The organism is Streptomyces sp. NPDC048566, assembly GCF_043199735.1.
Taxonomy (GTDB): Bacteria; Actinomycetota; Actinomycetes; order Streptomycetales; family Streptomycetaceae; genus Streptomyces.
On record NZ_JBICWL010000005.1, the window covers coordinates 250,191 to 263,711 of the forward strand.

At 74.6% G+C, this 13,521-nt stretch carries 10 protein-coding genes and 1 pseudogene; 5 read left to right on the forward strand and 6 right to left on the reverse strand.

The genetic code is table 11. The features are described 5' to 3' along the window. Nucleotides 1-76: 76 nt before the first annotated feature. The gene (gene glgA / locus ACGFS9_RS11795; protein ID WP_393252626.1) at nucleotides 77-1,228 is read right to left on the reverse strand and encodes a glycogen synthase; all 1,152 of its coding nucleotides are present in this window, start codon (nucleotides 1,226-1,228) and stop codon (nucleotides 77-79) included. 128 nt (nucleotides 1,229-1,356) lie between these two features. Then, entirely contained in the window at nucleotides 1,357-2,109 is a 753-nt protein-coding gene (locus tag ACGFS9_RS11800; RefSeq protein ID WP_393252421.1) for a (2Fe-2S)-binding protein, read from the reverse strand. A 228-nt stretch (nucleotides 2,110-2,337) separates the two neighbouring features. Between ACGFS9_RS11800 and ACGFS9_RS11805 the strand changes: the two genes are divergently transcribed. Then, a complete protein-coding gene (locus tag ACGFS9_RS11805; RefSeq protein ID WP_393252423.1) occupies nucleotides 2,338-3,756 on the forward strand; it encodes a DMT family transporter in 1,419 nt (472 codons plus the stop codon). Nucleotides 3,757-4,057: 301 nt separating this feature from the next. On the opposite strand, the gene ACGFS9_RS11810 is transcribed toward ACGFS9_RS11805, so the two are convergent. Beyond that, entirely contained in the window at nucleotides 4,058-5,335 is a 1,278-nt protein-coding gene (locus ACGFS9_RS11810) for a transglycosylase family protein (protein WP_393252424.1), read from the reverse strand. Nucleotides 5,336-6,166: 831 nt separating this feature from the next. Between ACGFS9_RS11810 and gndA the strand changes: the two genes are divergently transcribed. Both gndA and ACGFS9_RS11820 read left to right on the forward strand, forming a co-directional pair. After that, nucleotides 6,167-7,606 carry an NADP-dependent phosphogluconate dehydrogenase gene (gene gndA, locus ACGFS9_RS11815; RefSeq protein WP_393252426.1) on the forward strand — a complete coding sequence of 480 codons (1,440 nt, stop codon included), beginning with the start codon at nucleotides 6,167-6,169 and terminating at the stop codon, nucleotides 7,604-7,606. A gap of 9 nt (nucleotides 7,607-7,615) precedes the next feature. Then, a complete protein-coding gene (locus ACGFS9_RS11820; RefSeq protein ID WP_393252428.1) occupies nucleotides 7,616-7,762 on the forward strand; it encodes a hypothetical protein in 147 nt (48 codons plus the stop codon). Between the two features lie 571 nt (nucleotides 7,763-8,333). On the opposite strand, the gene ACGFS9_RS11825 is transcribed toward ACGFS9_RS11820, so the two are convergent. From ACGFS9_RS11825 to panD, 3 genes and pseudogenes are all read right to left on the reverse strand, one after another. Further along, nucleotides 8,334-9,146, reverse strand: a complete 813-nt coding sequence (locus ACGFS9_RS11825) for an aspartate/glutamate racemase family protein (protein WP_393252429.1) — start codon at nucleotides 9,144-9,146, stop codon at nucleotides 8,334-8,336. Beyond that, nucleotides 9,146-9,490: pseudogene (locus tag ACGFS9_RS11830) on the reverse strand (GNAT family N-acetyltransferase). The gene ACGFS9_RS11825 and the pseudogene ACGFS9_RS11830 overlap by 1 nt, the downstream one beginning before the upstream one ends. A 72-nt stretch (nucleotides 9,491-9,562) precedes the next feature. Then, nucleotides 9,563-9,982 (reverse strand): aspartate 1-decarboxylase, encoded by a 420-nt coding sequence (panD, locus tag ACGFS9_RS11835; protein ID WP_393252431.1) that lies wholly within the window; start codon nucleotides 9,980-9,982, stop codon nucleotides 9,563-9,565. A 437-nt stretch (nucleotides 9,983-10,419) separates the two neighbouring features. Here panD and ACGFS9_RS11840 point away from each other — a divergent pair, with 437 nt between their 5' ends. Beyond that, nucleotides 10,420-12,039 (forward strand): endo-1,4-beta-xylanase, encoded by a 1,620-nt coding sequence (locus tag ACGFS9_RS11840; RefSeq protein ID WP_393252433.1) that lies wholly within the window; start codon nucleotides 10,420-10,422, stop codon nucleotides 12,037-12,039. A 623-nt stretch (nucleotides 12,040-12,662) separates the two neighbouring features. Continuing rightward, nucleotides 12,663-13,448, forward strand: a complete 786-nt coding sequence (locus ACGFS9_RS11845) for a pentapeptide repeat-containing protein (protein WP_393252628.1) — start codon at nucleotides 12,663-12,665, stop codon at nucleotides 13,446-13,448. Nucleotides 13,449-13,521: the final 73 nt, after the last annotated feature.

The following is a 13,521-nucleotide window of genomic DNA, read 5'->3' on the forward strand; positions in this document are numbered from 1 at the left end:
CCCTCTGAGCCCTCCGGCCGCCCGGATGCCCGGGGCCGGCCGTCGTGGATGTCGAACCTTGCGCCTGCCCTGACCACTACCCCGCTTTGAGGACTTCCTCGTACAACCGGACGGTCCTTCGGGCGACGGCGTCCCAGCCGAACTCCTCCACCGCGCGCCGCCGGCCCTCCTCGCCCATGCGGCGCGCCGCCCCCGGATCGGCGATCACCGTGTCCAGCGCGGTCGCGAGGCCCGCCTCGAAGTCGTCGTCCAGGGGCACCAGCAGACCGGTGCGGCCGTCCTCCACCACCTCGGGAATGCCGCCCACCCGCGAGGCGACCACCGCCGTGCCGCAGGCCATCGCCTCCAGATTGACGATGCCCAGCGGCTCGTACACCGAGGGGCAGACGAACACCGCCGCGTGGGTGAGGAGTTGGATGACGTCCGGGCGGGGCAGCATCTGCGGGATCCAGTGCACGCCGTCCCGCGCCGCGCTCAGCTCCCGGTACAGCTCGCGGAACTCCCGGTCGATCTCCGGGGTGTCGGGCGCCCCGGCGCAGAGCACGACCTGGGCGGCCGGGTCGAGGGTCCGCACCGCGCGCAGGAGATGAGGGACGCCCTTCTGCCGGGTGATCCGGCCCACGAACAGGACGTAGGGGCGCTCGGGGTCGATGCCGACGCGGTCCAGCACGTCGGTGCCGTGGTCGGGGCGGTACAGGGTGGTGTCGATGCCGTTGTGCACGACGCGCACCCGGGCGGGGTCCAGCTCCGGGTAGCAGCCGAGGAGGTCCTCGCGCATCGCCCCGGACACCGCGATCACCGCGTCCGCCGCCTCGACGGCGGTGCGCTCGGCCCAGCTCGACAGGGCGTACCCGCCGCCGAGCTGCTCGGCCTTCCAGGGCCGCAGCGGCTCCAGGCTGTGGGCGGTCACGACGTGCGGGATGCCGTGCAGGAGCTTGCCGAAGTGGCCGGCGAGATTGGCGTACCAGGTGTGCGAGTGCACCAGGTCGCGGCCCGCCAGGCCGGCGGCGATGGAGAGGTCGACGGAGAACGTGCGCAGGGCGTCGTTGGCGCCGTCCAGCGCGGGCCACGGCCGGTGCCGGACCACCCCGCCCGCGGCGCCCTCGCCCCAGCAGTGCACGTCGAGATCGGTGAGGGCGCGCAACTCCCGCGCCAGGAACTCGACATGGACGCCGGCACCGCCGTACACGTCCGGCGGGTACTCCCGGGTCAGCAGGCCCACGCGCACACAGAACCCCTGTCGTAGTCGGCGACTGCCCTTCATGGTCACCCAGTTGGCGCCGATGCGGAAGAGCGTGCGGGAACCCGCTCCCCCCGGCCCGGGGCCGGCCGGGGCGAGGCGGACGACCGGACGGGTCAGCCGCCGGGGCGATCGGCGGGCCCGCCCGAGGGCGTGGAGCGCGGCGGCCGGTCGAAGCAGCAGTCCCCGCACACGCCGCCGCCGGGCACCCGGTAGTACAGGCAGCAGCTGCGGCGGCGCAGCGTGCGCGGGTCGAGGGCGCCCGCGAGATCCGGGTGCGCGAGCAGCCCGGCGGCCAGCGCACCGGCCCGCTCCCCCAGGTCCCGGCGGCCTCGGGCCGACGCCCAGCGGTCGATCCCGCGCGCCGCGGAGACCAGGGCCGAGGCGGCGTTGCCCCACAGCAGACCGGGCGCCGGGCCGTGGCGGGAGTGCAGGGCGGCGTTCAGCGGGACGAGGTGCCCGGCCCGCACGACCGCGTCGAGGTCGCCCGCGGGCCGGTGCCGCACCTCCGTCAGCCACAGGTCGTCTCCGACGCCGGCACCGGGGTCCCACCGGAGCAGCTCCGGATCGAGGTCGGGCACCCGGTCGTGGAGCACGGCGGAGCCCAGCGCCACCGACCAGAGGCGGGCGGCGAGCCCCTGCTGCGCCACCGACGCCGCGACCCGCACCTCCCGGGCGCCGATTCCCTCCGCCACCGTGCGGATACGGAAAGTCATCGGATCCCGGTAGACCTCGCGAGGGCCGCCGGATTCACGGGGCGCGTAGGCGTCCGCGAGGGTCGGCAGCGGGCCGTGCGGGGGTACGCCGGTCCTGAGGACGAAGAAGCCGCCGAGCGCGTCCAGCGCGGCCGGCCGGGGGTCGGGTTCCACGAAGAGCAGTAGTACCAAGCCTCTTAGGGGGTACCACCAGTGGATCACCCCGTGATGTCGCCCACCCTGGGGAGGACAGGGCCCGATCCGTACTCCATCGGCAGTAGGACCCGATGGATGCTCAGGGGTGACGACGAGAACTAAAACGCAGGGGATCGTTGTTCGCATGGAAGCCGACCGTTCGTCGCGCCGGGTGGAGAACCCGCGCCGTACGCAGAGGAGGGACTCATGAGTGCCCTCGCTCTGTCCGTGGTGCTCTCGTTCGTCTCGGCCGTCGCGTACGCGGGGGGCGCCATCGTCCAGGAGCAGGTCGCGCTGTCCTCCCCCGGCCAGACCTACGCCCCGCTGCGCCGGCCCGCCTGGTGGGCCGCCATCGCCATGAACGGCCTGGGCGGACTGCTGCACGTGGTCGCGCTCGCCTTCGGCCCGCTGAGCCTCGTGCAGCCGCTCGGTGCGCTGACCATCGTCTTCGCCCTGCCGATGGCCGCCCTGTTCGTGGGCCGCAAGGCCAGTGCGGCTGCGTGGCGCGGCGCGATCATGGCCACGGTCGGACTCGCGGGTCTGCTGTCGCTGGTCGGCGCCTCCGACGCCGTCTCCCTCAGCAGTGCCCAACGGCTGGCCGTGGGCGTGGTGGCCGGCGGATCGGTCGCGGCCCTCATGGTCGCGGGGCGCGCGGCGCACCGGCACCCGGCCGTGCGGAGCGTGCTGCTGGCGATCGCCGCGGGCGTGGCGTTCAGCATGTCCTCGGTGTTCACCAAGACCGTGGCCGTGGACTGGTCCCGGCACGTCTCGCTCGCCGACCTGTCGAGCCTGGCCGCCATCGGAGTCTTCGCGGCGGCGGGCATGATGCTCTCCCAGGCCTCCTACCGGGGCGCGGGCCTGGAGGCGCCGCTCGCCACCCTGACCGTGGTCAATCCGGTCGTGGCCGCCGTCGTGGGCATCACGATGTTCGGCGAGACGTTCCGGCACGGCACGACCGGCACCGTGCTCGCGCTCGGCTGCGGTGTGGTCGCGGCGGGCGGCCTGATCCTGCTCACCACGGCGCGCATGGGCAGCGACGCCGACCGGCCGGCGAACACCGCGACGGGCCCGGCCGCGGATGCGGACGACACCGCAGCGGCCCGGGACGGGAACGGAACCGCCCCGGAACGCCGGGACCGGGTCCGGCACCCGGCCGGTGACGCGACGACGGTGGGGGTCCCCTCCGCCCTCTCCCCCGGCGCACCCGCGGTGTCCGCCGCGCCGAGCGCGCTCGCGTCGCCGGCCGCCGCGGAGGCGAGCGTGCGGGACCTGCTGGCGCGGCTGTCGCTGCCGGACGACGGGTCCGGCGCCCCGGGGACACCCGTCCCGGCCGGCACGACGCCCGCCCCGCTCCCCCGGTCGGGGCGCGCCCGCCCGGCGGCATCGGCGACGCGGCCCGTGGACGGCGCGGTACCGGTACCCGAGGCGGCGCAGGCGGCCGGCACCGTGCTGGTACCGGCGTCGTTCCAGGCGCACGCTCCGGCGGCCGCAGCGCGGACGGGGGCGGACACCGTCCCGACGGGCGGATCGGCCCGGGACGAGCTGCCGTACCTCACGGCCGTGCTCGGCGTGCCGTACGTGCCGATGCCGTTCGCGACCCACCGCCGCACCCGCATCGGGTCCTGACGGCCTCCACCGGGCACGGCGGCCCGCCCCCGGATCACGCCCGGGGCGCCGCCTGCGACGACCAGGACCCGCACAGCGGTCCGCGCCGCGTCACGTCGTGTCGGCAGCACGTAGCGGCGCGGGCACCGCATCGGCACGCACCGGCGGGAGTTCGGGGGCGTTCAGCGGCGCTCCGTCGTAACCTCTGACCTCACCGAACCGGGAGCACTTCATCCCGTCCGAACGGGCCTGCTCGATTCGTTCCCCGGCCGCGGAGGTCCCGCCTCCGGTCCGGGCGCCGCCGGCCCACCGCACCGCCCGGTCAGATCCGGACGCCGCCCGCCCGCAGGTAGGCCACCGGGTCGACGTCCGCGCCGAAGCCGGGACCCGTCCGCACCTCGAAGTGCAGGTGCGGGCCCGTGCTGTTGCCCGTCGAACCGGACCGCCCGATGCGCTGTCCGGCCACCACGCCCTGGCCGGCCCGCACGGAGATCGCCGAGAGGTGGGCGTACTGCGTGTAGCGCCCGTCGGCGTGCCGGATGACCACCTCGTAGCCGAACGAACCGCCCCAGCCCGAGCTGACCACCTGGCCCGCGGCCACCGCCGCCACGGACGTCCCGGTGGCCACGGGGAAGTCGACGCCCGTGTGGTAGCCCTTCGACCAGGAGGGCCCCGCGGCCCGGTAGGGGGTGCCCGTCGCCGCCTGCACCGGGGGCACCAGCGCGTGGGTCCCGGTACCGGTCGCGACATGCGAGGAGGCTTTTCCGGCGCCCGACGTCTTCGCGGGGGCCTCGGCGGCCTTGCGCCGCACCGGCTTCTTCGCGGGCTTCCTCGCCGGGGCCGGCGCGGTGTGCGCGGAGGCGTCCGCGTGGGTACCACCACGCAGCGCGAGTCGCTGGCCCGGCAGGATCAGGTCCGGGTCGGAACCGACGGTCGCGCGGTTCGCGGCGTACAACCCCTGCCAGCCGCCCTCGACATGCCGCGAGCCGGCGATGCCGGACAGCGTGTCGCCGTGCACGACGGTGTACATCTGCGCGGTCCCCGCCCGCGACTGCGGCGTGCTCTGCGGGGTGACGTCCCGGACCGAGCGCCGGGACGCGGCCTCGGAGTGCCGCGCCGTCCCGGAGTGGCCCGACGCCTGCGCGGCCGGGGTCTTCGTGCTCCGCGCGGCCTTCGTGCCCCCGGACGGTGCGGTGCCGAGGTGGACGTCGGGCGCGCCGCCGCCCCGGGTCAGCCCGCCGCGCACCGAGCACACCGGCCAGGCGCCGGGCCCCTGGCCCTTGAGCACCTTCTCGGCGACGGCTATCTGCTGGTCCCTGGTGGCCTGGTCCGCGCGATGGGCGTACGTCGTGCCGCCGTACGCCGCCCAGGTGGACTGGCTGAACTGGAGACCGCCGTAGTAGCCGTTGCCGGTGTTGATGCTCCAGTTCCCCCCGGACTCACAGGCGGCGACCTTGTTCCAGGTGCCGACATCGGCCGCGTGGGCGACTCCGGTTCCGACGAGCGGGAGCGCGATGCCCGCGCCGCCCACCGTGACGGTGAGCGAGGCGCGGTTGATCCTGTTCGGCTGATACCGGCGGTGCCGGCCGCGTGCGGCCATGAGGGAGCCCCCCTAGACATGCGTCAGGAGCGGCAAAAGTAAGCGGACGGAACCGGCCAGGACAAGGCGGCAATCGGACGCTCCCGGACGGTGGCCGAGGAGCCGTCGGGACCCCGATCGGCCGCTGCCCGGGGCCCGGGCCCGGGCGCCCCTCGCGGCCTCGTCGCGGACGGCTCGTCCGGCCGCCGCGGCCCGGTGGAGGGCGGATGCCCCGGTCGCGCGAGAGACCGGCGTCGAGGCCGCACGCATGGGACGCGCGATCCCGGGGACGCGTTGCGGTACGCCCGTGTCCTCCGGTGCCGCCGGGCGGAGCCCGGGTGGCTGGCCGAAAGCCGCCCTCCCGGTGGCGGCCGGTTCGCCGCGTGCGTCTGCGCGGACCCCGCCGAGCCGCCAGGATGGCCCTGGGACACCGCCGGGACCCGGCAGGACGGACCCCCGGGGACGAACGCCCACCACCAGGAGGACGGACAGCGAGGAACGACCATCCCGGACGCGCGCCGAGGACGCACCCGACCGGCACGGGCCCCGGTGCCCGCCGGCACACGTCCACCGAGGACGAGGACGCACCGGCGACGCCCGGCACCGGTGCTCGCCGCGCGCCACCATGGACATGCAGCCGACCGCGAGGCCACCACCGAGACCAGGACCCACACCGACCACCGGGAACCCGCCGAACGCGCTTCACCGGCTCACGGCGACACGGGACGCGCCCGCAGCCGGGTCCCGGTCCCGGACCCGCCGGTACCGACACCGGTCGCGGCGAGCGCGGCTCGCACCGCCGGCCGGACCACTCTCCCGCCCACCCGGGCACTGCCTAAGGAGTCACACAGTATGAGCACGTCAGCCCAGATCGGCGTCACGGGTCTCGCGGTCATGGGGCGCAACCTCGCCCGCAACTTCGCCCGCAACGGCTACACGGTCGCCGTGCACAACCGCACCGCTGCCAAGACGCACGCGCTGGTCGAGGAGTTCGGCGACGAGGGGACCTTCGTCGCGGCCGAGACGGCCAAGGAGTTCGTCGAGGCGCTGGAACGCCCCCGGCGCCTGGTCGTCATGGTCAAGGCCGGAGACCCGACGGACGCCGTCATCCAGGAGTTCGCGCCGCTGCTGGAGCCCGGCGACATGATCATCGACGGCGGCAACGCCCACTTCGCGGACACCCGGCGCCGCGAGCACGCACTGCGCGAGCAGGGTATCCACTTCGTGGGCACCGGCGTCTCCGGCGGCGAGGAGGGCGCGCTGCACGGCCCGAGCATCATGCCGGGCGGCTCGACGGAGTCGTACGACTCGCTCGGCCCGATGCTGGAGAAGATCTCCGCCAAGGCCGCCGACGGATCGCCCTGCGTCACCCACCTGGGCCCCGACGGCGCCGGCCACTTCGTCAAGATGGTCCACAACGGCATCGAGTACGCCGACATGCAGCTGATCGGGGAGGCCTACCAGCTGCTCCGCGACGTCGCCGGCTACTCCCCCGCCGAGATCGCCGACATCTTCCGCACCTGGAACACGGGCCGGCTCGACTCCTACCTCATCGAGATCACCGCCGAGGTGCTGTCGCACGTGGACGAGGCCACGGGCCGGCCGTTCGTGGACGTGGTCCAGGACCAGGCCGAGCAGAAGGGCACCGGCCGGTGGACGGTGCAGATCGCCCTGGACCTCGGCGTACCGGTCTCCGGCATCGCGGAGGCGGTCTTCGCCCGCTCGCTGTCCGGCCACGCGGACCTGCGCGCCGCCTCGCGCGAGCTGGCGGGTCCGACGGCACAGCGGCTCGGCGAGGCGGAGGCGGCGGCCTTCGCGGACCGGGTGGAGCAGGCGCTGTACGCGTCGAAGATCGTCTCGTACACGCAGGGCTTCCACGAGATCACCGCGGGCAGCGACGCGTACGACTGGGACATCGACCTCGGCGCCGTCGCCTCCATCTGGCGGGGCGGCTGCATCATCCGGGCGGCCTTCCTGGACCGCATCCGGGCCGCCTACGACACCCGGCCCGACCTGCCGAGCCTGCTGTCGGACGAGACCTTCGCCCGGGAGATCGCGGCGGCCCAGGACGACTGGCGCGAGGTGGTCATCGCCGCGACCCGCCAGGGCGTCCCGGTCCCCGGCTTCTCGGCGGCCCTCGCCTACTACGACGCCCTGCGCGCCGAACGGCTGCCCGCCGCGCTCACCCAGGGCCAGCGCGACTTCTTCGGAGCCCACACGTACCGGCGGACGGACCGGGAGGGCTCGTTCCACACCCTGTGGGGCGGCGACCGGTCGGAGGTCGAGGCGTAGCGGAGAGCGGTGAGCGCCGAGCGAGAAGCGGCGGGCGAGGACGTGGTGCGCGGGAACGTGGTGCGCTGGGACGTGGTGGGCGCGAACGTGGTGGGCGCGAACGGCGCCACCAGGACCGGAGCACCGCACGGCCGGGACCGCAGGCCCCTCGCCTGACCGCAACCGCGGGTTCGGGCCCGGACCGGCAGGCCGGACCGGCGGGCCGGACCGGCGGAAGCGGACCGGCGGCCCCGGACCGGCGGAAGCGGCCACACCCCGACAGGTGTGGCCGCTTCCGCCGGTTCGTCCGTCCGCGGCCGGGTCTCAGGACAGCGGCCCCGGCTGCGGCTCCGGCTCCGGCACGGGGTCCGGGCCCGGCGGCTTGGGAACGGGGGACGGCGACGGCACGGGCTCCGGCCCGGGTACGGGTTCGGGTCCGCCCGGCCCGGGCGTCGGGTCCGGCCGCGGCGGGGCGGGCGCGGGCTCGGGACCACCGGGGTCCGGCACCGGGTCCGGGAAGGGGGACGGTCCGGGCGCCGGGGGCTCGGGGGTCGGCCCGGGCGTGGGGCCCGGCGGAACGGGATCGGGATACGGCTGTGTCATGGCGGTCCTCCAGCCAGTCGGTACGTCGGCCCTGGACTGTTCCCCGCGTACCCGGCAGCGGACCATGCACTCACCCCGTCGTGCCGCCGGTGCGGGCCAGGTGGGGCAACGGGCCGGGGTCCGCGACCACGGCGCGCTCGGCCCGTTACCGGCCGACGGCGGACGGCGGCGGAGCGCTGCCGCCGCTGCGGGCGCGGCTGTGCTCTGACGGGGTCTGACGGCGGACGGCCGCCGCGGCGGCGGCCAGGCCGAGGCGGGGGCTGGACAGTACCGGGACGGCGGTGCCGACCAGGTCCTGGGCCGGTGTCATGGACGCCTGGGCGAGGACGATCGCGTCGGCCTCCGTGACGGCGTCGGCCGCATCGGCCACCAGGCGGGCGCAGCCGCCCGTGTCGCCTGCCGCGAACAGGTCCCACGCGTCGGCGACGAGCCGGGTGCGGACCTCGACGGCCCGGCCGGCGAGGCGGGCCTCCTCCTCGATCAGTGCGACGGTGGGCCCGAGGGTGCTCGCCACCGTGGCGAGCACGACGACGCGCGGTCCGGCGGCGACCGCCGCCGCGGCCATGGGCCGGTCCACCCGGAGGACGGGCACGGCGGCGCCGGTCCGTTCGGCGACCGCGCCGAGGGTGGAGCAGGTGCAGAGCACGGCGCGGGCACCGGCGTCGACGGCGCGGCGCAGCACCGTCCGGACGTCGTCGGCCACGGCCGCGGGCCCGTCGCGGCGGGCCCGCGCCAGCAGCCCCTCCTCGACGTGGTGCCGCAGGCCGAGTCCCTCGTGCTCCTGGTCGCGGAGGGCGTCGAAGACGGGGATGTGCGCCGAAGAGGTGTGGAGCAGCGCGAGGGGTCCGGACGGGGCCGCGGGGGCCGCGCCGGGCTCCGCCGCTCCCGGATGCCTCCCTCGGCCGGGCGGCCCGGCCGAGGGGCGGGCAGGACGGACCGGCGGCACCGCCGGGGACATCAGAAACGCCCGGGGTGCGCCTGGAGCCACTTCAGCGCCGCCCGCCGCAGCGCGGGGTCGGCCGCCGGGGCGTCGGCGGGATGGCGCTCCGCCCACTTCGCGACGTACGGGCAGAGCGGAACCACGACGACGCCCTCGCGCGCGGCGATCCCGTACAGCTCCCGGGCGAGTGACCCGGCGATGCCCTGCCCCTCGTGCTCGGGCTCCACGAGGGTGTGGACGGGGACCAGGGCGCGCGCGGGCTCCTCCAGGACGAAGTACTCGACGTGCCCGACCACCTAGTCGCCGGCGAACGCCTCCAGGCGCCCGCCCGACCGGTCGTCACGGATCTCGATGTCGCTCACGGCCACTCCTCGGCTCGTCGGGCGGCCCGTCCGGGCGCCCTGCTCCGGCCCGTGCGCCGTGGAGACCGGCGCTCAGCCCGCGACGGCCTGGGGGCTGCGCTGCTGGTCCGACCCCGGCACGGGTTCGGACGGATCCGCGCCGAGGGAGACGATCCGGTTGTCCCGGTCCACGTGCACGACCTTCGGCCGCAGGGTCCGCGCCTCGGCGTCCTCGACCTGAGCGTAGCTGATGATGATCACCAGATCGCCGGGCTGGACCAGATGGGCGGCGGCGCCGTTGATCCCGATGACCCCGGAACCGCGCTCGCCTTCGATGACGTAGGTCTCCAGCCGGGCGCCGTTGGTGATGTCGACGATGTGGACGAGCTCGCCGGGCAGCAGATCGGCGGCGTCGAGCAACGCGGCGTCGATGGTGACGGACCCGACGTAGTGCAGGTCGGCCTGCGTGACGGTGGCACGGTGGATCTTGGACTTGAACATGGTGCGCAGCATGTTGAACTCCCGGAAGACGGCTCCCTGCCTGCTTTGTGCAGGTCAAGGGCGGTCTTCACTGTACACGGGCACGCCTTTTGGTCGAAGACCCTGCGGAACATCGCGCACCGTACCGAGCCGGCTTGTTGTCCGCTGCGACCGCCTTCCGGCCGTCGTTCCCGAACGGTCCCCGGCCGACGGTCCGTCACACCTGAGACAATCGCGATCATGCACAGCGGGCGGCCCGATCGGTTGCGTACCGTTCTTGCCGCGGCTGGGGAGAGGGTGCTCGGCGACGGTGTGGCCGGGGAGGGCGATGCCGTCGAAAGACGGGCTGAGGATGCGGAGTGCTGCTGTTCATGCGGTTTCGAAAGAGTGCCGTCATCGCGGTTGTGTGTGCCTTGGTCACGGGTGTCTCGGGGGACCGTGCCGGCCTCTCCGCGCCCGCGGGGGGACCGGTGGAAGATCTCCTGAACGGCAGGGACTGGGCTCACTTCGCCGGCGGGAAGCCCACGGACGCAGGGGTACGGGTCACCCCCTTGGACCGGCGCATCACACGCCAGGACGGTACGGGCGGACAGCCGAACCCGCCGGTGAACCTGCGCGGTCCCCACATGGTGTTCCGCGGGGATGTCCGGATCGAAGCCGGCCTGCGGCGCACGGATGACACGGGTGCCTACCTGCATCTGTACGGTGAGACGCCGGTCGTCTACGACGAATGGCGCTACGAACGGCGCGGCGTGCGCATCGGCGTGGTCGGCGACAGGCTCCGGATCGACCGCTGGGACGGGGACTCCGACAGACCTGCGATGACCCGGACCTTCGGGAGCGGCCTAGGGCTCGACGTCCGCCTGGCCCTCGAAGTCCGCGCGGACAGGCTGGTGATGGAGGCCGACGGCAGGGTGGTGGGGACCGTTCCCGCGCGGGACGTCTTCGGCGGTGGCCGCATCTGGTTCGGCGCGGACGCGGGATCCCGCGGGAAGGGCTGGACTCTCAGCGCTCTCCACGCGCGGTCACTGGGACGGGGCCGGATGTCCGTCGTGGACGCGCCCGGCCTGCGAGTCCCACGGTCCAGCGATGCGATGCGTGATCTGGCGGCGGTTCTCCCGCGCCCGATCCGCATGGGAACCGCCCTGGCCGCGGGCCCCTTGCTGACCGACGGCGCCTACCGCCGGACGGCGGGTGAGGAGTTCTCCATGCTGACACCGGAGAACGACTTCAAGCCGCAGTTCGTCCAGCCTCGGCGCGGCGTGTTCGCCTTCGCGGAAGGCGACACCTTGGCGGAATTCGCCGAGGCCAACAGGATGAAGGTGCACGCCCACACCCTCGTCTGGTTCGAAGCCCTGCCCGCCTGGATGCGCGCGGGGATGACGCACGAGCAGCGCAGGCGCGTCATGGTGGAGCACATACGTGCGGTAGCGGGCCACTTCCGGGGGAAGGTGGCGGAATGGGACGTGGTGAACGAGCCCATGTCCGACGAGGACGAGGACTACTCCAACGGCAACCGGGGCGTGCGGCCGCAGTTGTGGTTCGAGGCGATGGGCGAGCGGTACATCGACATCGCCTTCCGCGCCGCCCGCGAGGCCGACCCGCACGCCGTGCTGTACCTCAACGAGTACGGGGTGGAGGAGGACGGTCCGCGCTGGGACGCCCTCTACGCCCTGCTGATCCGGCTGAAGGAGCGGGGCGTTCCGATCGATGGCGTCGGTTTCCAGGACCACGAATACGCGGTCGGCGACCGTACCGATCCGGAGGTCTTCCGACGCAAGGTCCGGGCTCTGGCCGAACTCGGCCTGAAGGCCCGGGTCTCGGAGTCGGACGTCCTCGTCGACGAGGACGAAGAGGACGTCCAGGCCCGCCAGTTGGCGGGGAAACTCGCCGTCTGCGTCGAAGAACCCAACTGCACCTCGTTCTCGACCTGGGGTTTCACCGACAAGTACGGCTCCACGGCTGACCTGCGGCACTATCCCCCGAGTCCGGGAAACGCTCTCCCCTGGGACGCGACGTACGAGGCGAAACCCGCCTACTGGGCCCTGCGAGACGTCCTGGACGACGCTCGCCGCCCAGGCGACGAATAGATACGGCCGGCCTTCCGCCGGGGCAGAGCCGCGAGGGTCTGCCCATCGGCATCCAGCCGGTCGCCGCCCACGGGCGGGAGGTTCGCCTCCAGCCGGCCGCCGCAGGTAACCGGCGGCGCCCTCCGCCGGCCGCCGCTCCCCGTCGGCAGCATGACGACGAGCTCACGGCACCCGGACACACCCACGAGACCGCGAGCGGGAACGCGCCCGGTTCGCCGACCGCTCGGGCGACCTGCACCGTCTGCGAGAATGGATGCCGTTCTCGGAGCATCGCGGCAGGCGGTGCCGGCCGCACACCAGGAGCACGGACAGTGTCGCCACAGCACGGAAAGCCCTCGTCGGCCGGAGGGCGCAAGCGCTCCGCCGCGAGCGGAGAGCCCCGGCAGCCCTCGCCCCCGGCGGGACGCCGGCGGTCTTCCGCGGGCGACGGGCAAGGGCGCTCGGCCCAGACCGGAGAGCGAAAGCACCCGTCCGCCGCCCAGGGCCGCGAAGCTGCCGCGTCCGCGGGCCGGGAGGGCCGGGGGCGCGGCGCCGCCGGCCGCGACGGCGCGACACCGCAGGCCGGGACGGGCCCACAGGACGGCGGTGGCCCGGCGGACCACGGAGCGCGGGACCGCACGGAGCTGCAGGCGGACTGCGCCGACTGCTTCGGTCTGTGCTGCGTGGCCCTGCCGTTCTCCCGCTCCACCGACTTCGCCGCCGACAAGGCAGCCGGGCAGCCGTGCTCCAACCTCCGGTCGGACTTCCGCTGCGGCATCCACGCACAGCTGCGCGACAAGGGCTACCCCGGCTGCACCGTCTTCGACTGCTTCGGCGCCGGGCAGAAGGTGTCCCAGGTCACCTTCGGTGGCACCGACTGGCGCCGGGCACCGGAGACCGCACGCCCCATGTTCGAGGTCTTCCCCGTCATGCGGCAGCTGCACGAGCTGCTCTGGTACATCACCGAGGCCCTCGATCTCGCACCGGCCCGCCCGGTCCACAAGAAGCTGCGGCAGGCACTGACCCGTGTCGACGGCCTGACCCGCGGCAGCGCCGAGTCGATCACCGGGCTGGACGTGAACGCGCTGCGCGGCGAGGTGAACGTCCTGCTGCTGAAGGCCGGCGAGCTCGTCCGAGAGCAAGTCCCCGGCCGCAAGAAGAACCACCGCGGGGCCGACCTGATGGGCGCGAAACTTCCCGAAGCCGACCTGCGGGGGGCGAGCCTGCGCGGCGCGCTCCTCGTCGCCGCCGACCTGCGCGGGGCCGACCTGCGCGACGCCGACCTGATCGGGGCCGATCTGCGCGACGCCGACCTGAGCGGCGCCGACCTCACCGGCGCGCTGTTCCTCACCCAGGCGCAGCTCAACGCGGCCAGGGGCGACGCGGCGACCCGGCTGCCGCCCTCGCTCAGCCGGCCCGTTCACTGGTAGGCGCGGCGGCCGTCACGGCGGTTCCCACCAGCCCGTGCCGGAGCCGCCACCGCCCGTCGGACGGCTCCGGGGT

Bases quoted from the DNA above. Each gene is read 5' to 3' on its own strand.
- ACGFS9_RS11805 (WP_393252423.1), top strand. From the start codon at position 2,338: ATGAGTGCCCTCGCTCTGTCCGTGGTGCTCTCGTTCGTCTCGGCCGTC.
- ACGFS9_RS11810 (WP_393252424.1), bottom strand. From the start codon at position 5,335: ATGGCCGCACGCGGCCGGCACCGCCGGTATCAGCCGAACAGGATCAAC.
- gndA (WP_393252426.1), top strand. From the start codon at position 6,167: ATGAGCACGTCAGCCCAGATCGGCGTCACGGGTCTCGCGGTCATGGGG.
- ACGFS9_RS11825 (WP_393252429.1), bottom strand. From the start codon at position 9,146: ATGTCCCCGGCGGTGCCGCCGGTCCGTCCTGCCCGCCCCTCGGCCGGG.
- panD (WP_393252431.1), bottom strand. From the start codon at position 9,982: ATGCTGCGCACCATGTTCAAGTCCAAGATCCACCGTGCCACCGTCACG.